21 protein-coding genes and 2 tRNA genes are annotated in these 24,515 nt (G+C 41.7%); 19 read left to right on the forward strand and 4 right to left on the reverse strand.

Annotated elements, in window-relative coordinates; genetic code table 11:
* Window positions 1–83 precede the first annotated feature (83 nt).
* The 11 genes from secG (at window position 84) to nlpI (ending at window position 11,070) form a co-directional block, all read left to right on the forward strand.
* Entirely contained in the window at window positions 84–476 is a 393-nt protein-coding gene (secG, locus tag C9I86_RS13950; protein WP_080158454.1) for a preprotein translocase subunit SecG, read from the forward strand.
* Between the two features lie 11 nt (window positions 477–487).
* Window positions 488–572: transfer RNA gene (locus C9I86_RS13955), tRNA-Leu, on the forward strand.
* A 57-nt stretch (window positions 573–629) separates the two neighbouring features.
* Window positions 630–706 (forward strand) — tRNA-Met (locus C9I86_RS13960).
* Between the two features lie 188 nt (window positions 707–894).
* A complete protein-coding gene (rimP, locus tag C9I86_RS13965; protein WP_080158453.1) occupies window positions 895–1,350 on the forward strand; it encodes a ribosome maturation factor RimP in 456 nt (151 codons plus the stop codon).
* Between the two features lie 22 nt (window positions 1,351–1,372).
* Window positions 1,373–2,860, forward strand: coding sequence for a transcription termination factor NusA (nusA, locus tag C9I86_RS13970; protein WP_080158452.1), 1,488 nt, complete (start codon window positions 1,373–1,375; stop codon window positions 2,858–2,860).
* A gap of 28 nt (window positions 2,861–2,888) precedes the next feature.
* Window positions 2,889–5,621, forward strand: coding sequence for a translation initiation factor IF-2 (gene infB, locus C9I86_RS13975; protein ID WP_107276694.1), 2,733 nt, complete (start codon window positions 2,889–2,891; stop codon window positions 5,619–5,621).
* A gap of 98 nt (window positions 5,622–5,719) precedes the next feature.
* On the forward strand, window positions 5,720–6,121 hold the full coding sequence (gene rbfA / locus C9I86_RS13980) for a 30S ribosome-binding factor RbfA (RefSeq protein WP_080158450.1): 402 nt from the start codon (window positions 5,720–5,722) through the stop codon (window positions 6,119–6,121).
* 2 nt (window positions 6,122–6,123) lie between these two features.
* On the forward strand, window positions 6,124–7,071 hold the full coding sequence (gene truB / locus C9I86_RS13985) for a tRNA pseudouridine(55) synthase TruB (protein WP_080158449.1): 948 nt from the start codon (window positions 6,124–6,126) through the stop codon (window positions 7,069–7,071).
* A gap of 198 nt (window positions 7,072–7,269) precedes the next feature.
* Window positions 7,270–7,539: a 30S ribosomal protein S15 gene (gene rpsO / locus C9I86_RS13990; protein ID WP_006646210.1), complete on the forward strand. Its 270-nt coding sequence runs from the start codon at window positions 7,270–7,272 to the stop codon at window positions 7,537–7,539.
* A 393-nt stretch (window positions 7,540–7,932) separates the two neighbouring features.
* Window positions 7,933–10,056 (forward strand): polyribonucleotide nucleotidyltransferase, encoded by a 2,124-nt coding sequence (pnp, locus tag C9I86_RS13995; RefSeq protein ID WP_080158448.1) that lies wholly within the window; start codon window positions 7,933–7,935, stop codon window positions 10,054–10,056.
* Between the two features lie 105 nt (window positions 10,057–10,161).
* Window positions 10,162–11,070, forward strand: coding sequence for a lipoprotein NlpI (nlpI, locus tag C9I86_RS14000; RefSeq protein WP_199190799.1), 909 nt, complete (start codon window positions 10,162–10,164; stop codon window positions 11,068–11,070).
* An 82-nt stretch (window positions 11,071–11,152) separates the two neighbouring features.
* On the opposite strand, the gene C9I86_RS14005 is transcribed toward nlpI, so the two are convergent.
* From C9I86_RS14005 to C9I86_RS14015, 3 genes are all read right to left on the reverse strand, one after another.
* The gene (locus tag C9I86_RS14005; protein WP_080158447.1) at window positions 11,153–12,028 is read right to left on the reverse strand and encodes a U32 family peptidase; all 876 of its coding nucleotides are present in this window, start codon (window positions 12,026–12,028) and stop codon (window positions 11,153–11,155) included.
* 9 nt (window positions 12,029–12,037) lie between these two features.
* A complete protein-coding gene (locus C9I86_RS14010; RefSeq protein WP_080158446.1) occupies window positions 12,038–13,045 on the reverse strand; it encodes a peptidase U32 family protein in 1,008 nt (335 codons plus the stop codon).
* A 141-nt stretch (window positions 13,046–13,186) separates the two neighbouring features.
* Window positions 13,187–15,226: an EAL domain-containing protein gene (locus tag C9I86_RS14015; protein ID WP_107276695.1), complete on the reverse strand. Its 2,040-nt coding sequence runs from the start codon at window positions 15,224–15,226 to the stop codon at window positions 13,187–13,189.
* 222 nt (window positions 15,227–15,448) lie between these two features.
* Between C9I86_RS14015 and C9I86_RS14020 the strand changes: the two genes are divergently transcribed.
* The 5 genes from C9I86_RS14020 to rimI all read left to right on the forward strand — a co-directional run bounded on the left by C9I86_RS14020 (window position 15,449) and on the right by rimI (window position 18,809).
* Window positions 15,449–15,970 (forward strand): SCP2 domain-containing protein, encoded by a 522-nt coding sequence (locus C9I86_RS14020; protein WP_080158444.1) that lies wholly within the window; start codon window positions 15,449–15,451, stop codon window positions 15,968–15,970.
* Window positions 15,960–16,466 (forward strand): GNAT family N-acetyltransferase, encoded by a 507-nt coding sequence (locus tag C9I86_RS14025; protein ID WP_080158443.1) that lies wholly within the window; start codon window positions 15,960–15,962, stop codon window positions 16,464–16,466. Before C9I86_RS14020 ends, C9I86_RS14025 begins: the two co-directional genes overlap by 11 nt.
* A gap of 237 nt (window positions 16,467–16,703) precedes the next feature.
* Window positions 16,704–17,801 (forward strand): glycerol dehydrogenase, encoded by a 1,098-nt coding sequence (locus C9I86_RS14030; RefSeq protein WP_080158442.1) that lies wholly within the window; start codon window positions 16,704–16,706, stop codon window positions 17,799–17,801.
* A 161-nt stretch (window positions 17,802–17,962) separates the two neighbouring features.
* Complete coding sequence (locus C9I86_RS14035) at window positions 17,963–18,364, forward strand: DNA polymerase III subunit psi (protein ID WP_107276696.1); 402 nt, start codon at window positions 17,963–17,965, stop codon at window positions 18,362–18,364.
* Window positions 18,354–18,809, forward strand: a complete 456-nt coding sequence (gene rimI / locus C9I86_RS14040; protein WP_080158440.1) for a ribosomal protein S18-alanine N-acetyltransferase — start codon at window positions 18,354–18,356, stop codon at window positions 18,807–18,809. The genes C9I86_RS14035 and rimI overlap by 11 nt, the downstream gene beginning before the upstream one ends.
* A gap of 91 nt (window positions 18,810–18,900) precedes the next feature.
* Here rimI and prfC read toward each other — a convergent pair whose 3' ends face one another.
* On the reverse strand, window positions 18,901–20,496 hold the full coding sequence (gene prfC, locus C9I86_RS14045) for a peptide chain release factor 3 (protein WP_369925825.1): 1,596 nt from the start codon (window positions 20,494–20,496) through the stop codon (window positions 18,901–18,903).
* A gap of 95 nt (window positions 20,497–20,591) precedes the next feature.
* Here prfC and C9I86_RS14050 point away from each other — a divergent pair, with 95 nt between their 5' ends.
* From C9I86_RS14050 to deoC, 3 genes are all read left to right on the forward strand, one after another.
* Complete coding sequence (locus C9I86_RS14050; protein WP_241956900.1) at window positions 20,592–21,461, forward strand: TatD family hydrolase; 870 nt, start codon at window positions 20,592–20,594, stop codon at window positions 21,459–21,461.
* A gap of 218 nt (window positions 21,462–21,679) precedes the next feature.
* On the forward strand, window positions 21,680–22,972 hold the full coding sequence (locus tag C9I86_RS14055; RefSeq protein WP_080158438.1) for a NupC/NupG family nucleoside CNT transporter: 1,293 nt from the start codon (window positions 21,680–21,682) through the stop codon (window positions 22,970–22,972).
* Window positions 22,973–23,575: 603 nt separating this feature from the next.
* A complete protein-coding gene (gene deoC / locus C9I86_RS14060) occupies window positions 23,576–24,352 on the forward strand; it encodes a deoxyribose-phosphate aldolase (protein ID WP_080158437.1) in 777 nt (258 codons plus the stop codon).
* Window positions 24,353–24,515: the final 163 nt, after the last annotated feature.

Genomic DNA, 24,515 nt, shown 5'->3' on the forward strand with positions numbered 1-24,515 from the left:
ATTCATTCGCTCTCTAGATAAGAGGAATGCGCTGGCACTGCTAAAGCAAAGTCGGTATAGCAATTTTACCATAGGTGGAACCCATGTACGAAATTCTACTTGTGATTTATCTTGTCGCTGCGCTTGGTGTAATTGGCCTAGTAATGATTCAACAAGGTAAAGGCGCAGATATGGGAGCTTCATTCGGGGCTGGTGCATCAGGAACTTTGTTCGGCTCTAGCGGCTCAGGAAATTTTCTAACTCGAATGACAACACTTTGTGCAATCATTTTCTTTGCGATTAGTCTTGTACTTGGCAATATCAGTACTAAGAAATCAGCAGAAACAAGTGGTTGGGACGACCTTTCGGCTCCAGTTACAACACAAACTGTTGAACAACCAAAGACTGCAATCTCTACTGATAAAGTAGTTGCAGCAGAAAAAACGACTGAGAACACTGCTGAAACAACACCAGCAACAAGTGAAAAATCTCAGTAAGTAAAGATTTAGCCGAGATGGTGAAATTGGTAGACACGCTAGCATGAGGTGCTAGTGCCGCAAGGTGTAGGGGTTCAAGTCCCCTTCTCGGCACCATTATACTGGTTACTTGTAATAGTAACATCTGAACGGTATACTCTGTTCAGAATCGGACGCGGGGTGGAGCAGCTTGGTAGCTCGTCGGGCTCATAACCCGAAGGTCGTTGGTTCAAATCCGGCCCCCGCAACCACTTTCCTGAAAATAGACTATTCTTATTTTTGAATGTTTGTTTTCTTACTGAGACTCTTGCTTGCATGATCTTAGTAATCAGGGTCCAGTAATAAAAAACCCCGTATTCGGGGTTTTTTATTATCTGAAACATGACCATTCAGGTATTTACTGGGCTTTATGCCCTTTTTTTGTTTCCGGGGGGTTGTCTTGACAGCTTTAGAGACACAATTAACCGACTTACTTGAGCCTTCTGTTCAAGCTATTGGCTTTGAACTTGTTGGTTTAGAGTTTATCCGTGCTGGTGCACACTCCACACTTCGCGTGTTTATTGACCATGAAAATGGTATTAATGTAGACGGTTGTGCTGAAGTGAGCCGCCAGATTAGTGCAGTAATGGATGTTGAAGATCCTATTACTGTTGCTTACCACTTAGAAGTGTCTTCCCCTGGATTGGAAAGACCACTCTTCAAAGCTGCACATTACCAACAATTTATTGGTCATGAAGTTAGCTTAGTATTAAAAATGGCGATGGGTAACCGTCGTAAGTGGAAAGGTGACATTGTCGCTGTTGAAGGCGAACTGATCACACTTAACGTAGATGGCAATGACGAGTCCTTTGCACTTAGCAATATCTCCAAGGCCAACCTAGTTCCAAAATTCTAACCGCTAAATTGGGGCATTAGAAATGAACAAAGAAATTTTGGCTGTCGTAGAAGCGGTATCCAACGAAAAAGCTGTTCCTCGCGAGCGTATTTTTGAAGCGCTTGAAATTGCATTAGCGACAGCAACTAAAAAGAAACACGAAGCAGAAATTGAAGTTCGTGTTGTTATCGATCGTAAAACAGGTGAATTCGAAACTTTCCGTCGTTGGAAAGCAGTAGAAGAGGTAACTCAACCAACACTTGAAATTACGTTAGAAGCGGCACAGTATGAAGATCCAACAATCTCCGTTGGCGATTATGTTGAAGATGATATTCAATCTGTAACGTTTGACCGTATTACTACACAAACAGCTAAGCAAGTGATCGTACAAAAAGTACGTGAAGCTGAGCGTGAGCAAATTGTGGCACAGTTTATTGACAACGAAGGTGAGCTAATCACTGGTATTGTTAAGAAAGTAAATCGTGACGCAGTAATCATTGATTTAGGTAGCAACGCAGAAGCAGTCATCCAACGTGATGATCAACTTCCTCGTGAAAACTTCCGTCCAGGCGACCGCGTTCGTGGTCTATTGTACAAAGTTGCACCTGAAGCTCGTGGTTTCCAGTTATTCATGACGCGTTCTAAGCCAGAGATGCTATCTGAGCTGTTCCGTATTGAAGTGCCAGAAATGGGCGAAGAACTGATTGAACTTATGGGCGCAGCTCGCGATCCTGGTTCTCGTGCGAAAATCGCAGTAAAAACTAACGATAAGCGTATTGACCCAGTGGGTGCGTGTGTTGGTATGCGTGGCGCACGTGTTCAAGCTGTTTCTAGTGAGCTTGGCGGTGAGCGTATTGATATCGTATTGTGGGATGAAAATGCTGCACAATATGTGATCAATGCAATGGCTCCAGCGGAAGTTGATTCAATCATTGTTGATGAAGACAACCACACAATGGATATTGCTGTACAGAAAGATAATCTGGCACAAGCAATTGGTCGTAACGGTCAAAACGTACGTCTAGCATCACAGCTTACTGGCTGGGAACTAAATGTAATGACAGTTGAAGACTTACAGAAAAAACACCAAGCAGAAGCACAAGCATCAATTGAAGTGTTTACTAAGCACCTTGATATTGATGAAGACTTCGCAACTGTATTGGTGGAAGAAGGCTTTACTACACTAGAAGAAATTGCTTACGTTCCATTAAGTGAATTAATGGATGTTGACGGTCTTGATGAAGAGACTATCGAGCAATTACGTAGCCGTGCAAAAGCTGCATTGACTACATTAGCGCTTGCTAAAGAAGAAACGCTTGACGGTGTAGAACCTGCAGAAGATTTATTAAGTCTGGAAGGTCTTGAGCGTGAGTTAGCGTTTAAGTTTGCAGCAAAAGGTATTTGTACGCTTGAAGATCTTGCTGATCAAGGAACTGATGACTTGACCGACATTGAAGGCGTGGACGATGCAAAAGCGGGTGAGCTAATTATGGCTGCGCGTAATATTTGCTGGTTCAGCGACGAAGCGTAATCAAAAAATAAAGCAAGGGAGGAGCATTATGTCAGAGGTTACAGTTAAAACATTGGCGGAAGAAATTGGTACGCCAATTGACCGTTTACTTCAACAGCTTTCAGATGCTGGGATTGCTAAGAATGTTGATGAAAATGTAAGCCAAACCGAAAAACAGGCGTTACTTAACCATCTCCAAAAGGAGCATGGTAGTGACGGCAATACTGACGGCGCTCCAACTCGTCTGACTCTGCAGCGCAAGACACGTAGTACATTAAGTGTCTCTGGCAACGGTGGTAAGAGCAAAAATGTTCAAGTAGAAGTGCGCAAAAAGCGCACCTACGTGAAACGTTCAGCACTTGAGGATGAACAACGTGCAGCAGAAGATGCTGTTAAGCGCGAAGCAGAAGCTGAAGCGCAACGTGAAGCTGATACGATTGCTCACCAAGCCGCAGAAGAAGCAGCGAAACGTAAGGCAGAGGAAGCTGCATTACGTCAAGCTGAAGAGCAGCGTAAGGCAACAGAAACTGCTGAGCGTGAAGCAGAACAGAAATTGAAGCGTGACGCTGAGGATAAAGCGAATCGTACCGAACAGGATAAGCGTAAAGCTGACGAAAAAGCTAAGCGCATCGTCGCTGACAAACAGGCTAAGTTAGATGCTGAAGTACTACAGCGTCGTCTGGAAGAGGAAGCCAAGCGAAAAGCCGAAGAAGAAAGTCAGCGTCAGCTAGAAGAGGCTCGCAAAATGGCAGAACAGAACGAGAAAAACGGGATAAAACCTGAGCAAGCAGTAAGTATGGAAAAATCTGATTACCATACAACGACATCAACATATGCTCGTGCTGCAGAAGACGAACAAGACCGCAAAGAAGAAACTTCTCGCCGTCGTAAAAAGAAAAAGCCAGCGGCTAAGCAAGACGAACGTGGTGGCCGTGGCGGTCGTAACCAACGTGGTCGCGGTAAGCCTCAAATGAACAAACCTGCTTCAATGCAGCATGGTTTTGATAAAACAGCACAAGTTGCTAAGCAAGATGTTGTTATCGGTGAAACGATTACCGTTGCTGAGCTAGCGAACAAAATGTCTGTTAAAGGCGTTGAAGTTATCAAGGTAATGATGAAGATGGGCGCTATGGCGACTATCAACCAAATCATTGACCAAGAAACTGCATCACTAGTTGCTGAAGAAATGGGTCACAAAGTTATTCTACGTAAAGAAAACGAGCTTGAAGAAGCTGTGCTTTCTGACCGTAATGCAGACGACCTACTGAAAGTTTCTCGTGCACCTGTTGTTACTATCATGGGTCACGTTGACCACGGTAAAACATCAACACTTGACTACATTCGTAAAGCACACGTTGCTTCAGGCGAAGCAGGTGGTATTACACAGCACATCGGTGCTTACCATGTTGAAACTGAAAACGGCATGATCACGTTCCTTGATACTCCTGGACACGCAGCGTTTACCGCTATGCGTGCTCGTGGTGCTCAAGCGACTGATATCGTTGTACTTGTAGTTGCAGCAGACGATGGCGTAATGCCACAAACAATCGAAGCGATTCAGCACGCAAAAGCGGCTGGTGTACCTTTGATCGTTGCGGTAAACAAGATCGATAAAGAAGATGCAAACCCAGACAACGTGAAGAATGAGTTAGCTCAATACGACGTTATGCCTGAAGAGTGGGGCGGTGAGAACATGTTTGTTCACATCTCTGCGAAACAAGGTACTAACATCGATGGTCTACTAGAAGCAATTCTACTTCAGTCAGAAATTCTTGAGCTAACAGCAGTTGAAGAAGGCATGGCATCTGGCGTAGTTATCGAATCACGTCTTGATAAAGGCCGTGGTCCTGTTGCAACTGTACTTGTTCAAGAAGGTACGTTGCGTAAAGGCGATATCGTTCTTTGTGGCTTAATGCATGGTCGTATTCGTGCAATGCGCAACGAACAAGGTCAAGAAATTGAATCAGCAGGTCCATCTATTCCTGTTGAGATCCTTGGTCTTTCTGGTGTTCCATCATCAGGTGACGAAGCGACTGTTGTACGTGATGAGCGTAAAGCACGTGAAGTTGCACTTTACCGTCAAGGTAAATTCCGTGATGTTAAACTAGCACGTCAACAAAAATCTAAACTAGAAAACATGTTTGCTAACATGGAAGCTGGTGAAGTTGCTGAGCTAAACGTTGTGCTTAAAGCTGACGTTCAAGGTTCTGTTGAAGCAATTGCTGACTCACTACGTAAACTTTCAACTGATGAAGTTAAAGTTAACATTGTAGGTTCAGGTGTTGGTGCAATCACTGAAACTGATGCAGTACTTGCAGCAGCTTCTAACGCTATCGTACTTGGTTTCAACGTTCGTGCTGATGCGTCTGCGCGTCAAACAATCGAAAATGAAAACCTAGACTTACGTTACTACTCAATCATCTACCAACTAATCGACGAAGTTAAAGCGGCGATGGGCGGAATGTTGTCTCCTGAGTTCAAGCAAGAGATCATTGGTCTTGCTGAAGTACGTGACGTATTTAAGTCACCTAAGATCGGCGCAATCGCTGGTTGTATGGTTACTGAAGGTACTATTAAGCGTAACAACCCTATTCGTGTTCTACGTGAAAACGTAGTTATCTACGAAGGTGAGCTTGAGTCACTACGTCGCTTTAAAGATGACGTGCCTGAAGTTAAGAACGGTTACGAGTGTGGTATCGGCGTTAAGAACTACAACGACGTTCGCGTTGGTGACCAGATCGAAGTATTCGAAATTATTGAAATCCAACGTACACTTGATTAATAATCAGTGTAGATAGTTGTTTTTCAACATGATAATGATAATGGGGAGCTTCGGCTCCCCATTCTTTCAAGAGCATTATTCTTAGAGAGAGCAAGAAAATGGCAAAAGAATTTAGCCGTACCCAACGTGTAGCGCAACAGCTACAAAAAGAATTGGCTGTAATTTTACAGCGTGAGATCAAAGATCCTGCGATTGCAATGACTACTATTTCAAGTGTTGATGTATCGCGTGATATGAACTACGCCAAAATTTATGTAACGTTTTTCCCAATTGGTGAGCAAACTGCTGAAGGTAGTTTAGAAGCATTACGTGAAATGGCACCTTACATCCGTTCACTACTAGGTAAAGAGATTCGCCTACGTGTGACACCTGAACTTAACTTCATTTTCGATCAGTCGTTAACTGAAGGTATGCGTATTTCAAACCTAGTATCTAAAGCGGTACGTGACGATGAAGATCGTCGTGGTGATGAAGACGAAGCAGAAAAAGGCGAGGAGTAAACATGGCACGTCGTCGTAAAGGTCGTCCAATTAACGGTGTGATCTTGGTTGATAAACCAACAGGCATTAGTTCTAACGATACCCTGCAAAAAGTGAAACGTATCTTTTTTGCACAAAAAGCGGGCCATACTGGTGCGCTTGATCCTTTAGCGACGGGCATGTTACCGCTTTGTTTTGGTGAAGCGACCAAGTTTTCACAATTTTTATTAGATTCAGATAAGCGTTATCGTGTGGTTGCTAAATTAGGCGAGCGTACTGATACCTCTGATTCTGATGGTGAAGTGGTTGAAACCCGCGCTGTAAATGTTGAACGCGATCAACTTGAAGCTTGTATTGATAGCTTTCGTGGCACGACTGATCAAATTCCATCGATGTACTCAGCATTAAAGTATCAAGGCCGTAAATTATATGAATACGCGCGTGAAGGAATTTCTATTCCTCGTGAATCGCGTAAGATTACCGTGTATTCAGTTGAGTTACTGCGCTTTGATAACAACGAAGTTGAAATGGAACTGCATGTGTCAAAAGGCACATACATTCGTACTATTGTTGATGATCTTGGTGAAATGCTAGGTTGTGGCGCTCATGTGACTTACTTACGTCGTACTGGCGTATCTAACTTTCCTTATGAGCGTATGGTAACGATTGAGCAGCTACAGGCGATGCTTGACCAAGCTATAGCGGATGAAATTGAACCCGGTACAGTATTAGATGCATTATTATTGCCAACTGATACTGCGGTACAAGATTTACCAGCAGTAAATATTACAGCAGAAGCGGCTGTGCATGTACTACATGGTAATCCTGTTGCTGCCGAGGTTGTTCCCGCTGAAGGCACTTTAGTGCGTATTACCGTTGGGGATACTGCTGAGTTTATTGGTGTTGGTACCATTGATGCAAAAGGCATGTTGGCACCAAAACGAGTAATGGCAAACGAACAAGAACAATAATGATACCAGCCGATCGCTCGTTATTATGCACACGAAATCATCATGATTATTGTGTGTGAGTTGCTTGAGATTAAAAATAAAACTGGTTAATTATTCGCTTGTAGTTAGTTCCGCTGATCAGTATAATCCGCGGCTTGGGTGTCGGCTGAATCAGAGATTGGCGGCACAAATTAAAACATCTTGTATTAGGAATGAGTTATGTCTCTGAATGCAGAAACTAAAGCAGCAATCGTTGCAGATTACGCACAATGTGAAAATGATACTGGTTCTCCTGAAGTTCAGGTTGCACTTTTAACAGCGCAAATCAACCACCTTCAAGGTCACTTTGCTAACCACAAGCATGACCACCACAGCCGTCGCGGTTTACTACGCATGGTTTCTCGTCGCCGTAAGCTTCTAGATTACCTTAAAGGTAAAAACCTAGATCGTTACCAAGACTTGATCAAGCGTCTAGGCCTACGTCGCTAAGATTGCTTTAAGAAAGGAGCCCTAGGCTCCTTTCTTTTTATCTGCTCTTTTTATTATAGATACCGCTATTATTTATACGTCCCCCTGTCATCTTTCATAATTTCGTCTACTATCTGTACCGGAGTTAAGCTCAAGTTTGTTGTATGAATGCTTTCGCAGAGATATGATGGGTGCCGAGTAAATAACTGCCTATTTCCACTTGTTATGACTTTGCGAGTCGTTTTCCTCGACCTTCAGGTCGCGGCTAATAAAAGTTTTTCTTGATTATGAGAACTTTCATTAGTCGCGATACGTAAATCATTACAAAAGTGGACATCATTACATGACGCTTATGTTTGTGTTGGTTATAATTGACCTGCAAATAGAAAGCGGAATATATTTAAGGAAATTCACGTGAATCCTATCGTAAAGACTTTCCAGTACGGTAACCACACGGTTACTCTAGAGACTGGTGTTATAGCACGTCAAGCGACTGCTGCAGTAATGGTTAGCATGGACGACACTTCAGTGTTCGTTTCTGTTGTTGGTAAGAAAACAGCAGTAGAAGGCCAAGACTTCTTCCCGCTAACAGTAAACTACCAAGAGCGTACTTACGCTGCAGGTAAAATCCCTGGTGGTTTCTTCAAGCGTGAAGGCCGTCCTTCTGAAGGCGAAACACTGACTGCACGTCTAATCGACCGTCCAATCCGTCCGCTATTCCCTGACGATTTCAAAAACGAAGTACAAGTTATTGCAACAGTGGTTTCTGTAAACCCTGCTGTTAACCCTGATATGGTTACAATGATTGGTACTTCTGCAGCACTTGCTATTTCTGGTATTCCATTCAATGGTCCTATCGGTGCGGCACGTGTTGGTTACATTAACGATCAATTCGTTCTTAACCCAAGCAATGAAGAGCTAGAAGCAAGCCGTCTAGATCTTGTTGTTGCTGGTACTAAAGACGCAGTGCTAATGGTTGAATCAGAAGCTGATCGTCTATCTGAAGAGCAAATGCTACAAGCAGTTGTTTTCGGTCACGATCAACAACAAGTTGTTATCAATGCAATCAATGAGTTTGCTGCTGAAGTTGCAACTCCTGCTTGGGATTGGGCTGCACCTGCTGAGAACACAGCGCTTAAAACTAAGATCGCTGAGTTAGCTGAAGCTAAGCTGGTTGAAGCTTACCAAATCACTGAAAAAATGGCGCGTTACGATCGCATCCACGAGATTGCTGCTGAAGTAAACGACGCGATTCTTGCTGAAGATGTTGATGCAAACGCAAAAGAAATCCACACTATCTTCCACGATCTAGAGAAGACAGTTGTACGTGGCCGCATCATTGCTGGTCTTCCACGTATCGATGGTCGTGAAAAAGACATGGTTCGTGCGCTAGACGTACGTACTGGTGTACTTCCACGTACGCACGGTTCTTCACTATTTACTCGTGGTGAAACACAAGCACTTGTTACGGCAACGCTTGGTACACAACGTGATGCACAAATCATTGATAGCATCATGGGTGAGAAGAAAGATCACTTCCTTCTTCACTACAATTTCCCTCCATACTGTGTAGGTGAAACTGGTTTCGTTGGTTCGCCTAAGCGTCGTGAAATTGGTCACGGTAAGTTGGCGAAGCGTGGTATTGCTGCAGTAATGCCATCTGTTGACGAATTCCCATACACAGTACGTGTAGTATCAGAAATCACTGAATCTAACGGTTCATCTTCAATGGCTTCTGTATGTGGTACTTCACTAGCACTTATGGATGCTGGTGTGCCAATCAAATCATCTGTTGCGGGTATCGCAATGGGTCTTGTGAAAGAAGGCGATGATTTCGTTGTTCTTTCTGACATCCTTGGTGACGAAGATCACCTAGGTGACATGGACTTTAAAGTTGCGGGTACTGACGACGGTATCACAGCACTTCAGATGGATATCAAGATTGAAGGTATCACTAAAGAGATCATGGAAATTGCACTTAACCAAGCTAAAGGCGCGCGTAAGCACATCCTTAGCGTAATGGATAATGCAATTAACTCTCCTCGTGAAGAGATCTCTCAGTTTGCTCCTCGCATTCACATGATGAAGATCAACCCTGAGAAGATCAAAGATGTTATCGGTAAAGGTGGTGCAGTTATCCGTGCACTTACTGAAGAAACTGGTACTACAATCGAAATCGAAGATGATGGTACAGTGAAGATCGCTGCGACTGAAGGTACTGCTGCACAAGAAGCAATCCGTCGTATCGAAGAAATCACAGCTGATGTTGAAGTTGGCCGTGTTTACACTGGTAAAGTAATGCGTATCGTTGATTTCGGTGCGTTTGTATCAGTTATCGGTACTAAAGAAGGTCTAGTTCACATCTCTCAAATCTCACAAGATCGTGTAGAGAAAGTGTCTGATTACCTACAGATGGGTCAAGAAGTTCAAGTTAAAGTACTTGAAATCGACCGTCAAGGCCGTATCCGTCTAAGCATGAAAGAAGCAGTAGAAGCGCCAGCCGCAGCTCCTGCACAAGACGAACAGCCACAAGGCTAAGCGTTTTGCTAATATCATGATATAAAGGGGCTTAATAGCCCCTTTTTTTGATCTAAATATTGTCATAGACGCTGGATCGTCATTAATGTCACAGGGAGAACTGAGTTGATAATACGTCATATTCGATATGCTGTAATTGCTACTGCACTGGTTATCAGTGGATGTTCAACAGCACCAACCCAATGGACTCAGCCTCCGATGGCTGTCCCTTATCAAGCTAATTTTCAACAACAGATTCAGTTGGCACGGATTGAACAAATATTACAACAACCCAATATTCCGCCAACAACACTAGCCACTATTTATTATGATCGTGGTTTGTTGCATGACAGTTTAGGTCTACGTGATTTGGCGCGACTTGATTTTAATAAGTCACTCACGATTAATCCAAACCAGCCGGATTTATTTAATGTAGCTGGGGTGATTTTTACTCAAATGGGCATGTTTGATTCTGCTTATGAATCGTTTGATTCAACGTTAGATTTAGCCCCTGAGCATCCTTACGCTCACCGAAATCGTGGTATAGCGCTTTATTATGGCGAACGTTATACACTTGCAAATGAAGATTTATTGCCTCATTACCTGCTTAATATAAATGATCCTTACCGTGTTATTTGGTTATACATTAATGATTTGAAATATACGCCAGAGCAAGCTAGAACCTTACTTCAACAACGTTATGCGGTCAGTGATAAAAAAGATTGGGGTTGGCAGATCGTTAGAATGTATCTTGGTGAGATCACTGAAGAGCAGTTCTTAACCGAGATTGCCGAGCAGAGTAAAGATAATCAACAATTAGCACTGCGACTGACGGAAGGGTATTTTTATTTAGCACAGACCTATCAAAATAAACAAGATTATCCAACGGCGGTGATGTTATATAAGCTTGCTTTAGCGGGAAATGTGTATGAATTTGTTGAACATCGATTCTCTATATTAGAACTAAATCGTATTTTTACAGCAGAAGAAAATGCAGCCGCGGCGTCTCCTTCGCCAAGTGCATCAGTGAAATAATGTCGATAAAAATAGCCGCTATCATTAGCGGCTATTTTTATTCTTTTCGAACCTCGAACCTCGAACCTCGAACCTCGAACCTTTAGCGAATATCCAATCCTGCTAGATTATGCCAATAGCCATTACATTGATGCCCATCCGCAAGCGGGTGACGAATCGTACCTTGTTCATTAGCACGGAAGTCATCAATCAATGTCAGCGTGTCTAACCCCATTGGGCTTAATCGCACCACATCGACCATGTCTTTCATACCTTTCAAATCATTAATCAAGTTATAACAGTAACCCGATTGAGTTTGAATGCCATTAAGCGTAAAGATTTTTTGATCTTCTTGGCTATTAACTGTGATCCCTTGCGGGTATTTAATACAGCAAGTTTCGCAATCATCTTTGGCTTTATTTTCAGCACGAGCAGTAAAGCAGCGGGCAGAATAAGCTAATGGTAGATAGCCATAACTAAAGACCTCAGTTTCAAATTGTTGGCGGATCCCCAGTTTTTCACATTCGGTTAGCGTATTACTTAACCAATCACGAGACAGTTCTACCGGCATACACCAGCGAGTCATGCCTTGTTTAACAAACAGTTGTAGCGTTTGGGCGTTATAGCAATTAACGGCGGGTCCAACCACAAACGGAACTTTGTTTTGTGAAGCTAACTGAATAGCAGATACATCGTTAGCTTCTACAATAAAGTCGCCATTATCGATATATTTTTTCATGATGTTAACTTCGCTAGGGGCTTCTAGCAATGCCATGGTTGATAGCACGACTTGCTTACCATTGGTGGCAAGATCTTTTGCAATATCAATCCATTGTGCCGCTTTAAGTGCGCGACGCTTAGAGCATACTGTTTCCCCTAAATAAATAATATCAACGTTGCTATGCTTAGCTTGTTGATAGAAGGTTTCAACATCATGCTGAGGCCAAAAATAGAGTAATGGCCCAAGTGAATATTTCATAATGATCCCTTATTGCCATTTACGGTGGTATGCACCTAATGTTGTTTGTTTGCCTTCTGACAGATTACCTAAACATGCATTCCATGCTGGATTAACACTGTAGCCTTCAGGATTAGCTAAATAGTGATCAATCGCCGCGCGCCAAGTACGTGTCACTTGTTCAACATATGCAGGGCTACGTTGACGACCTTCAATTTTGACTGAGGCGATATTGGCTTTAAATAATTCAGGCAAAATATCAAGTGTGTTAAGGCTGGTTGGCTCTTCAAGCGCATGATAACGCTTTTGTTCACCATCGATATTAATATCAAAACGGCCTTTGCATAGGGTTGGATAGCCTGCGTTTTCGCCTTGAGCGTAGCGATCAATTAAGATTTCATTTAAGCGCGATTCTAACCCTTGAGGCGTTTCTTGCCAACGTACATACTTTGCGGGTGAACAAGCCCCAACAGTATTTGGCGATTCGCCTGTCATGTATGAAGATAAATAACAGCGACCTTCTGACATAATACATAAGCTACCAAATGCAAATACCTCTAACTGCATATCAGTGTTACGGGCTAATTGCTTTACCTGATGCATGGACAATACTCGCGGCAGCACCACGCGTTTAATATTGAAATTCTGTTTATAGTAATCAATCGCGGCAGTGTTAGTCGCTGATGCTTGAACAGAGAGGTGTAATTCTAAATCAGGGTAAGTTGTTGCGGCATATTCAAGTACGCCAATGTCAGCCACAATCAGCGCATCAACACCCATTGCCGCCGCATTATCAACCGCTTTTGCCCAACGATTAAAGCCATCAGGATGAGCAAAGGTATTTAAAGCAACATGCAATTTACGATCATGATCTTTAACATACTGCACTGCTTTTTCTAGTTTGCGCTCAGTGAAGTTTAAACCAGCAAAGTGGCGGGCGTTAGTATCGTCTTTAAAACCGATATAAACCGCATCCGCACCATTATCAATGGCGGTTTTTAATGCTGGAAGATTACCAGCAGGGCAAAGAAGCTCCATGTTATTTAATTATCCAATCTTTGCGTAAAAACGATAGCTTCATAGTAGAAGTGTTTAGGCCTATAGATCTTGATGCGAGGCAGGTTTTGTTGATATTAAACAATAAAATTGTTACTAAATAATAGTGTTTTTAGACTTATATCAATCGTTGAGATAAATTTTTTCTTTTAATAATAAGCTTTCTAATTCTTGCTTTGGCATTGGGCGATGAAAATGAAACCCTTGAATATAATCACAATTTAGGTTTGAAAGTAAGGTGGCTTGTTGATGGGTTTCAATGCCTTCAGCGACAACACTCATATTAAGTGATTTACCAATATTAATGATATTTTCAATCAGAATAATTTGTTTAGGGATGGTGTCGATATCTTTAATAAACGCGCGATCAATTTTAAGTTCATCAAGGGGAAAGCGGGCTAAATAAGACAATGATGAATAGCCAGTACCAAAATCATCAATAGATAACGCAAACCCTTGTTGCTTAATTGCATTTAGCATTTGGATGGTATGCTCACCATCACTCATTACCGTACTTTCGGTGAGTTCAAAGGTAAAATCATCAGCATTGATCCCAGTTGATTGGCGTAATTTATCAACAAAACTAATGAGATTCGGATTCTCAAACTGTTGTGATGACAGGTTTATCGCGACGCGACCTTTTAGTAACTGTTGTTTTTTCCAGTGATTAACTGTGGTAAATACTTCTCGCATAACAACACGACCAAGTTGTTCGATCAATCCTGACCGCTCAGCAATGGGAATAAATTGTGCCGGGCTAATATAACCTTCAACGGGGTGTTTCCAGCGTACTAATGCTTCCGCACCGTCAATCTCAAAGTTTTTGGCATTGACTTTAGGTTGATACCACACTTCTAAGCCATTATTTTGCAATGCTTTTTGAAGTTCTATTTCAAGCCATAAGCGCATTCTTGCTTCTTTGCTCATCGCTTCACTAAAAATGACGAGTCGATTACGACCACGATTTTTTGCTTCATACATGGCGGTGTCGGCATTTTGCAGCATCATTCGAGCATCATGGCCATTACCTGGTGATTTGACCATGCCGATTGAGCATGAAAGGTGCTTACTGAAATAACGTAGATCAAACGGTAAATTAACCAGTGCAATAATCTGCTCTGCGATCATTTCACCACTGTTTTCATGTTCTGGGTTAGTCAATATAACCGCAAACTCATCACCACTTAGATGACCAATAATGGCATCTTCAGGTAACAGTTGCTGTAGTCGTTGAGCTATTTCTTGTAATACTTTGTCACCGATATGGTGGCCTAATGAATCATTAATATTTTTAAAGTTATCAATGTCTATATAGAGCATGAACAGCGGTGTATTGGCTTTCATTAATTGCTCTAGCTGGCGACTAAAACCATAGCGATTATAGAGCCCTGTTAATGGATCAAGTTGAGTAAGTTGTTCTATTTTATGTTGTTGATCATTGGTACAGAATACAGGTGTTAGTTTGATCAATAACGCTGACTCACCGAGGATGGTTATTGGTATCGTTGTGATGGTTAATGGCGCACGCTCAATATTATTAATGGCATAATAATGCTGATTAGTATCTTGGAATGCTGAGATGAATTTTTTACTGTGGCAAGGTTGGTGGTTATTATCTAACAATAAGTGCTCAAGTTGTTGTCCAACTAAAGCTGGCTTAGATGTCATACCTAATAGATCGACAGCATGTTGATTGGCATTTTTGATGATATTTTTTTCTACAATGCAGATTCCATCGGTCATTAGGTTTTGAAGTTGGATTAATTGATGCTCAGATTCTTGTAATGAATGAATTAAAATATGACGTTCTGAGGTATCAATTGAATGCGAAATAATATGACTGATTTTACCTGAGGTATTTGTCAAAGGCGCCAGACTGATATGTAAACAGGTGTGATATGGCGTGTCATTGATGGTCACTTCCGCTTCAATAACTTCACCATTAAATGCTCGCTCATAATACGGTTTTAAACATTGGTAATAATAGTGACCAAGGGTATCTGTGTCATTACTGCCAATTAATTGATGCTGTGATTTACCACTAATATCACTATAACGATTATTCACTCGATGGTAACAGTGTTGATCGTCAATAATCGCAAACAGGAAAGGACTATTATTTGTTAAAAGAGGAAACCAATAGTCAAGTTGCTCTATCTGCATCAATGTTTAATCCTTGGCTCTATGAGTTGAATGTTAATAATAAGGTGCGATTAATTGATAACTAGTGTAAATGTTAGCAGGCGTAAATATAACGCTTATTAACAAAATAATGACTTGTTTTAGTGAGGCAATTGCTTTTTTTTGACTTAAGGCATAAAACAAATGGTTAAGATTGCCATACAATTCATTTTTAGCGTTCGACTTTAAACGGGAATACAAATAGTGATTGCTCAACTTAGAAAACAATTGGTTCAACATGGTCCGGCATTATTACGTGTCCCTGCAAAATTGACACCTTTCTCTATTCAAAAAAAGATCATGTTAGATAGCCTTGCGATGGTTTTCAAAGAAGCATTGGCCGATGGCGATTTTGAATTTCTGGAGGATCGCTGGTTAAAAGTTGAAGTGCGTGATTTAGGATTACAGTGGTTCATTAGTTATCAAGATGAAGCATTGGTAGTAACGGAACACTGTGAACACCATGATGTGAGCTTTAGTGGCGAGTGTAATGACTTAGTGTTAATTGCAGCACGTAAAGAAGATCCTGATACACTGTTTTTCCAACGTCGCCTTCGTATTGAAGGTGATACTGAATTGGGTTTGGAAGTGAAGAACTTGATGGACAGTATTGATCTTGATTCTTTGCCTTCTGCCGTGAAATTTGTGTTACAGCAATCAGCTGATTTTATTCATCAGGGAATGCAGGCTAACGTGATTGATAAAGAGGTTACACATGCTCATTAGATCTGAAGCACCCGCTGATATTTTATTGATCGATGCATTATTAAAATCAGTGTTTGACACCGATGCCGAAGCGAACTTAGTGATGCGCTTGCGTGAAAATGGTTGCCGAACCTTATCATTAGTCGCTTGTACTGATGAGGGTGAAGTGATTGGGCATGCTTTTTTTAGCCCAGTAACGGTGGCAGGACAAGAAACAAATTGGCAAGGGCTTGCACCTTTATCTATTCATCAAGACCATCGTAATCAAGGGGTTGGCTTAGCATTATTAGCAGAAGCGCAAGCAACATTAGCTGATTTTGATTATCCTGCGGTGGTGGTATTAGGTGATCCTAATTATTACCATCGTGCTGGCTATGAAGCAGCTTTACCACATGGTTTAACTTGCCGTTGGCCAGGAACAGAAGCTGCCTTTATGGTATTAGAAATTGCGCCGGGTAGTGTACAGCAACATCAAGGATTGGTTGAATACTGCGAAGAGTTTAATGCTTTAGCATAATAAATGAAGTACTGACTTTTCGGCAGTAACTAATAAGCCACGCTCTTCCTTTTAATACGATAGTTTTATTACTATCTGCGAGGAGGAGCGTGGTTTTTTTATATCCATTAATAGCCTATTAATATTGCACTGCAATAAGGTTAATATTGAGAAGTAAGAACTCTTTATTTGTCATTTAGCTTAATATTTGGTGGTGGTATTTTATTGCTAATAATAAATCATTAAGGAATGACATTCATGATCCCTCGTAGTATTACCTCACCAAAAAAATTCATTATTGGTCAAAACCTATTGCCACAACTTGGCGGTTTTATTAAAGATTTTGGTAATAATGCTGTATTGATTTGTGATGAATTTATTCTTAATAAAGTTAAAGAAGAAGCACTACCAGCGTTACAACAAGCGGACATTACTGCTCATGCAGAACAATTTCAATATGAATGTACTGATACTGAAATTGGTCGTATCCATGAGATCGTAAAACACCTTGGCGCAAATGTAGTTGTGGGTATTGGTGGTGGTAAAACCATGGATGTGGCTAAAGCGGTTGCGCATTTTGCTCACATTCCCGTTATTATTTTCCCAACTATTGCGTCAACAGATGCACCTTGTACTGCGTTATCTGTGGTATATAAAGATGACGGTGAATTTGACCGTTACTTATTCCTACCTCAAAACCCAGATGCTGTTATTGCTGATACCGGTATTATTGCAGCAGCGCCAACTAAGTTCTTTGCCGCAGGTATTGGTGATGCGCTAGCAACCTTCTTTGAAGCTCGTGCATGTTGTTATGCTGACGGTTTAAACCTAGTACAAAAACGCGTATCACGTACCGGTCTTGGCATGGCGCTTATGTGCTATGAGTTGATCGTTGAAAACGTAGAAATGGCAATGGATGCCGCGCGTCGCCATGTGGTGACTCCAGCATTAGAAGAAATGGTTGAAGCAACGATTTACCTCAGTGGTATCGGTGCTGAATCTGGTGGTTTAGCGGCTGCGCACGCTGTTAGCAACGGTATGTCTTCATTACCACAATTACACCATATTCAGCATGGTGAGAAAGTAGCGTTTGGTTTGCTAACTCAATTAGTGCTTGAAAAAGCCGATGCTGAAGAAATTGAAAACGTTATTTATGTAATGAAAACAGCTGGTTTACCATTAACTTTAGCTGATTTCGGTATTGAAGAAATGGTGGAATCTGAATGGCGTCAAGTGGCTGAGATTGCCTGTGCTGAAGGTGACACTATGTGTAATATGGCGGTTAAGGTCAATGCTGACCGCGTCTACCAAGCAATGGTTGCTGCTGATGCATTAGCACAACGTTACCATGACTAAAATGTCATGCTGATAATGGCTGAATAATAATAATCAATGCCGACATTATGTCGGCATTGTTGTTTTTAAACCATTAGAGACAAAAGATGATAGTTTATGAGTACAAAGCAGTGCAGATTTGCTAGGATCAGCCTCCATTTATATTCCATAGCAGGTAGGGTATGAAGCAACGCGATATTCAGGTGTTACAGGAAATGGGGATCACTTATTGGCAAGTGCGAAAGCCTGAGCTTTTTCCTAACCAAGTGCTACCTGTGATCAATCTGCCCGCTGAGTGTAAGCTGCTTTTTATTTCGGCTGAGGAATTGAATGAGCATGATGCTTGGTTGTTTGGACGTATTTTATCAAGTATGAAATTGACGCCAGAGCAAGCATTATCCTTGCCGCTATCGGCACTTGATCAAATCGCAGCGCATCATTTAACGTGGTGTTGGTTTGCGGGTTGCCAAGGGACATACCCGACGGGTTGTCAGGTTCTGAATTCGGCCTCATTAAAACTTATGCATAATGATCCTTCATCTAAGAAAGCATTATGGCAACAGATTTGTAGTTATGACTCATAAAATTATTCCATTAGAAGCACACCATACCGATGATGTTTGGCGTATAGAACAAGCAGCGAATACCTTTCCGTGGGCAGAATCAATGATTCGCAAAGAGCCTAACCGAATTGCGGCCAACTATGTATTAGTGGTTGATGAGCAAGTGGTTGGGTATTGCTTTGGCCAAGTTGTCGCAGGTGAAGGTACTTTATTGAATATTGCCATTGATCCAGCTCAGCAACGTAAAGGCTACGGTAAGTTATTACTTAATGGTTTTATTGATGCGTTAGAAGCAAAACAAGCGGAAGAAATTTGGCTTGAAGTACGTGAGAGTAACATTGGTGCGTATAAGCTTTATGAAGCAACCGGATTTAATGAAACCAATCGTCGTGTTGGTTATTATCCTGCGGTTGATGGTCGTGAAGATGCGTTGATCATGGCGTATATGTTTATGCCTTTTGGCTGATTTACTTATAAAGTACCTATAAATAAAGACCAATAAAAAGGCCATATTCAGATGAATACGGCCTTTTTGGTATTAGTAACCTGTGAGAGGATTAGTGTTCGCGAGTGGCGCGGAAATCACCTTCAGGGAAACGTTCTTTAGCAAGGTTTAGGTTAACCATGGTTGGTGCGATGTAAGATAAGTTATCACCGCCATCGAGTGCTAGGTGAGATTGGTTTTTACGCTTGAATTCTTCAAGTTTCTTCGCGTCATCACATTCAACCCAACGTGCAGTTGCTACGTTAACGCCTTCATAAATCGCTTCAACGTTGTATTCAGCTTTAAGACGTGCCACAACCACATCAAACTGAAGTACACCAACCGCACCAACGATAAGATCGTTGTTTTGTAGTGGACGGAATACCTGTACCGCACCTTCTTCTGAAAGTTGTACTAAGCCTTTTAGCAATTGCTTTTGCTTTAGTGGATCTTTTAGACGAATACGACGGAAAAGTTCAGGGGCAAAGTTTGGAATACCAGCAAACTTCAAATCTTCACCTTGAGTAAAGGTATCACCGATTTGAATCGTACCGTGGTTGTGTAAACCAATAATGTCACCCGCGTAAGCGACTTCAGCACGTGAACGGTCACCCGCCATAAAGGTTACGGCATCAGAAATGCTGACGTTTTTACCAGTACGAACATGGTTCATCTTCATACCTTGGTCGTAAGTACCTGACACAATACGCATAAATGCAATACGGTCACGGTGTTTAGGATCCATGTTTGCTTGGATTTTAAACACAAAGCCTGAGAATTTATCTTCCGTTGCTTCAACTTCACGGGTATTGGCTTGGCGAGGTAATGGTGCTGGAGCCCATTCAGTTAAGCCGTCAAGCATATGGTCAACACCAAAGTTACCCAGTGCAGTACCAAAGAATACGGGTGTTAGTTCACCGGCTAAAAAGAGTTCACGATCAAATTCATTTGATGCGCCAATAACTAACTCTAGTTCTTCACGTAAGTTAGCCGCAAGGTCGCTACCAATTGCAACGTCTAGCTCAGGATTCTCTAACCCTTTGATGATACGTTGTTCTTGAATAGTGTGGCCTTGACCTGTGCTGTAAAGAATCGTTTCATCACGGTGAATATGGTAAACACCTTTGAATTCTTTACCACAACCAATCGGCCATGAAATTGGCGCACATGCCATACCTAATTCAACTTCAACCTCATCAAGCAATTCCATTGGATCACGTGTTTCACGGTCCAATTTGTTCATGAAGGTAACAATAGGAGTGTCACGTAGACGGGTTACTTCCATTAACTTACGAGTACGATCTTCGACACCTTTCGCGGCATCGATAACCATTAGACAAGAGTCAACCGCAGTTAGGGTACGGTAAGTATCTTCTGAGAAGTCTTCGTGTCCAGGAGTATCAAGTAAGTTAACTAAACAAGCATTGTAAGGAAACTGCATCACTGATGTAGTTACCGAGATACCACGTTCTTTTTCCATCTCCATCCAGTCAGATTTTGCATGCTGGTTAGAGCCACGACCTTTTACGGTGCCCGCTTTTTGGATCGCGTTTCCGAACAACAATACTTTTTCAGTAATGGTGGTTTTACCCGCATCGGGGTGGGAGATAATAGCGAAAGTACGACGTTTCGATACTTCGCCTTGAAACAGTGTTTGCGACATTAGCATGTTCTTTTTGAATGGAGTGCGTTATTCACTATTGTCGCTGATTTTATCCTTATACTCAATCTAGCCGCAGCGAGAATTACTCACAAAGGTAAATAATGACCCGTTTGATGGTTAATTCACGGCATAATATGCATCACCTTCTTAATATAGAGACTCAAATTATGGCAGTAACCACCAAACAACCGGTTGTGATAGATAGCCATTGTCATTTTGACTTTGCACCATTTGCAGCCGATCCCGCTCAAGCATGGACACAAGCGCAGCAAGCGGGAGTGAAAGCGTTGGTTATTCCAACGGTCGGTAGCAGTAATTGGCACACGGTTGCAACCCTATGTCAGCAATTTTCAGGCTTATATTATGGATTAGGTATTCACCCTTTTTTTAGTCATCAACATACAGCAAATGTGGTGGCTGAATTAGCGTGTCTGCTCACTAGCGCCAAGAATGATGAGCAGTGTGTGGCAGTGGGAGAGTGTGGGTTAGATTTTGCTGTGGCGAACGTTAATCGAGACCAACAATTACAATGGTTACAAGCGCAACTTCAATTAGCCAATGAGCATGATTTACCTGTGATACTACATTGCCGTAAAGCCTTTGCTGAATTGGTTACATTATTGCGTCAGCAGCCACCTAAAATGGGCGGTGTTTATCACGGATTTAGTGGCAGTTACCAACAGGCAACGCAGCTTATTGATCTCGGTATCAAAATTGGGGTTGGTGGTACTATTACTTATAGTCGCGCTCAAAAAACCCGCGCTACTATAGCGAAATTACCATTATCAGCACTGTTATTAGAGACAGATGCCCCTGATATGCCAGTGTCAGGCTATCAAGGTCAGCCAAATCGACCTGAGCGTTTAGTCGATATTGTTACAACATTGGCGGATATAAGAGGTGACACCTATGCACAAATAGCACAAGCAACAACCTTAACATGTACTGAATTATTTCAAATAAAGGTGTGATTTTGCTGCCAAAGCCAAACGTTTGCGTTGATCGCAAGGTTCTTTAAATAAGGGTTATGTGATACGAGTCACAATAGCTGATTATGGTACATCAAATTTCCTCATAAACTGTGATCTTTGCATTACATCATCAGGAACTCCATGAGTATAATGCGCCGACTCTATAAAAGAGCCTAACTGTCAATACGCCAAAACTTAACTATAGGATTCCATAAATCATGAGCCTGCTAATGAGCCTAGTTGGGATGGTGGTACTGCTATTACTTGCCGTACTTCTATCTGATAACCGTAAAGCGATCAACTTACGTACTGTTGGTGGTGCATTTGCTATCCAATTTCTTTTAGGTGCCTTTGTTCTTTATGTGCCTGTAGGCCGTGATGTGCTGTATGGCATGTCGCAAGCAGTAGCTAACGTTATTGGTTATGGTAATGACGGTATTAACTTCTTATTTGGTGGCTTAACATCAAACAAGATGTTTGAATTATTTGGCGGTGGTGGTTTTGTCTTCGCATTACGCGTACTGCCTGTTATCGTCTTCTTCTCTGCACTTATCAGTGTGTTGTACTACATCGGCGTTATGCAAATTGTTATCAATGTACTAGGTGGCGGTTTACGTAAAGTTCTTGGCACTTCTCATGCAGAATCAATGTCTGCAACAGCTAATATTTTTGTAGGTCAAACGGAAGCACCATTGGTTATTCGTCCGTTCGTACCTAAGATGACTCAGTCTGAGCTGTTTGCGGTAATGTGTGGTGGTTTGGCGTCAGTAGCTGGTGGTGTACTTGCAGGTTACGCACAAATGGGTGTGCCTCTAGAATACTTGATTGCCGCTTCATTTATGGCAGCCCCTGGTGGTTTACTGTTTGCTAAAATCATTAAGCCTGAAACTGAGCAGCCTATTGAGCAGATTGCGGGTAACGATGAAGATGAAAGCGAAGAAAAACCCGCTAACATTATTGATGCAGCAGCAGCAGGTGCATCATCTGGTATGCAACTAGCGCTAAACGTAGGCGCAATGTTACTTGCATTCATCGGTCTAATTGCACTAATTAACGGTATGCTTGGTGGTATCGGTGGTTGGTTCGGTATGCCTGAACTAACACTAGAACTGATTCTAGGTTACGTATTCTCACCACTTGCATTCCTTATTGGTGTGCCATGGGGTGAAGCACAAGTTGCTGGTTCATTCATCGGTCAGAAGATTGTTGTTAACGAATTCGTTGCTTACCTAAACTTTGCCCCTTACCTAAAAGATGTAGCTGATGGCGGCATGTTAGTAGCACAAACTGGTGCTGAAATGTCTGATAAGACTAAAGCTATCATCTCATTTGCATTGTGTGGTTTCGCAAACCTATCTTCAGTAGCAATTCTACTGGGTGGTTTAGGTGGTCTAGCTCCAACGCGTCGTGCTGAAATCGCTCGCTTTGGTATGAAGGCTGTTGCGGCAGGTACATTATCTAACCTAATGTCAGCAACAATTGCAGGTTTATTTATTACACTAGCATCATAGTTATAAATAAAGACTAACCTCAGATAAGAAACGCCATGGCTGATGCTGTGGCGTTTTTTTTATTCGTCAAAAGTCATGAAATTTAAGTTTGGTTTAATGTAATAAAATCGATTGCGTTCCCCTTTCTTAATTTTCACTCTGTTATTATTCTCTTATAGAAACAGTATCGCGGTTGTAATTGATAACGTTATTGCTGTTATTTGCATCACCAATAACTGTTATGCAAAAAACGGCTTTTTTTATGTTTAAGTTGCATGAGTTGCGAAAACACTTTTTATTTCAGTAAACATATTATCCACCACAGGAAACACGAGATTAATGGTCGAGTCGTGGTTGAGTTGATATTATAAGTGAAGTAAAACCTTAACTGGTTAAGGCGACTTAATCTTGTTTGGGGTAAGTTTACGCGGTGAAAAGGATAGCAACTAGAAGGGGTTTATTCTCTTCTGGGTCTTCAAGGAATAACGTCCGCTCATAGATGACAATGGCAATGAATGCTGTTGCACCGCAGTGAAGTTAATGAGGTCACTGCTGAATTCATATCGAGTATTCAGGTAGTAATATTAATACTACCGCGATCAAACATTACGACTGGAGAAAGTCATGAGCGATTTAAAAGCTGCAGCACTACGTGCATTAAAATTAATGGACCTTACAACATTAAATGAAGACGACACTGACGAAAAAGTGATCGCGCTATGTAAGAACGCAAAAACAGTTGTTGGTAACACTGCTGCAGTATGTATTTACCCTCGTTTTATTCCAGTCGCTAAGAAGCAACTACGTGAGCAAGGTACACCAGATGTACGTGTTGCAACAGTCACTAACTTCCCACACGGTAATGATGATATAGAGATCGCTGTGGCTGAAACAAAAGCGGCTGTTGCTTACGGCGCAGACGAAGTAGACGTTGTATTCCCATACCGCGCGCTAATGGCTGGCAATGCTGAAGTAGGCTTTGAGCTTGTGAAGCAATGTAAAGCAGCGTGTGGTGACAATGTATTGCTTAAAGTTATCATCGAAACAGGTGAGCTAAAAACAGAAGCACTTATTAAGCAAGCATCTGAAATTTGTATTAATGCTGGCGCTGATTTTATTAAAACATCAACAGGTAAAGTGCCTGTAAACGCAACACCTGAATACGCTGAAATCATGTTGAATGTAATTAAAGACATGGGCGTAGCAAAAACAGTTGGTTTTAAACCTGCTGGTGGAGTGCGTACTGCTGAAGATGCACAACAATATTTAGCAATGGCAAACACTATTCTTGGTGATGAGTGGGCAGATAGCCGTCATTATCGTTTTGGTGCATCAAGCCTACTTGCTAACTTACTTCACACATTAGGTGAAGGCGAGCAAGCTGCACAAGGCGGTTACTAAGCTTTAGTTAAATAAGGTGGTGTCATGCCACCTTATTATTTTCAACGCTTATTATTGATGCTAATCGTTATATATTAGCCATAATTATTTATTTTATTTAGTGTGCTTTTCAATGATGTTTTGCCATCACTGACAGCTTTCGTGCACGTAAAATTTAACGTAA

The sequence above is a fragment of the Photobacterium sp. NCIMB 13483 genome (assembly GCF_003025475.1).
Lineage (GTDB): Bacteria > Pseudomonadota > Gammaproteobacteria > Enterobacterales > Vibrionaceae > Photobacterium > Photobacterium piscicola.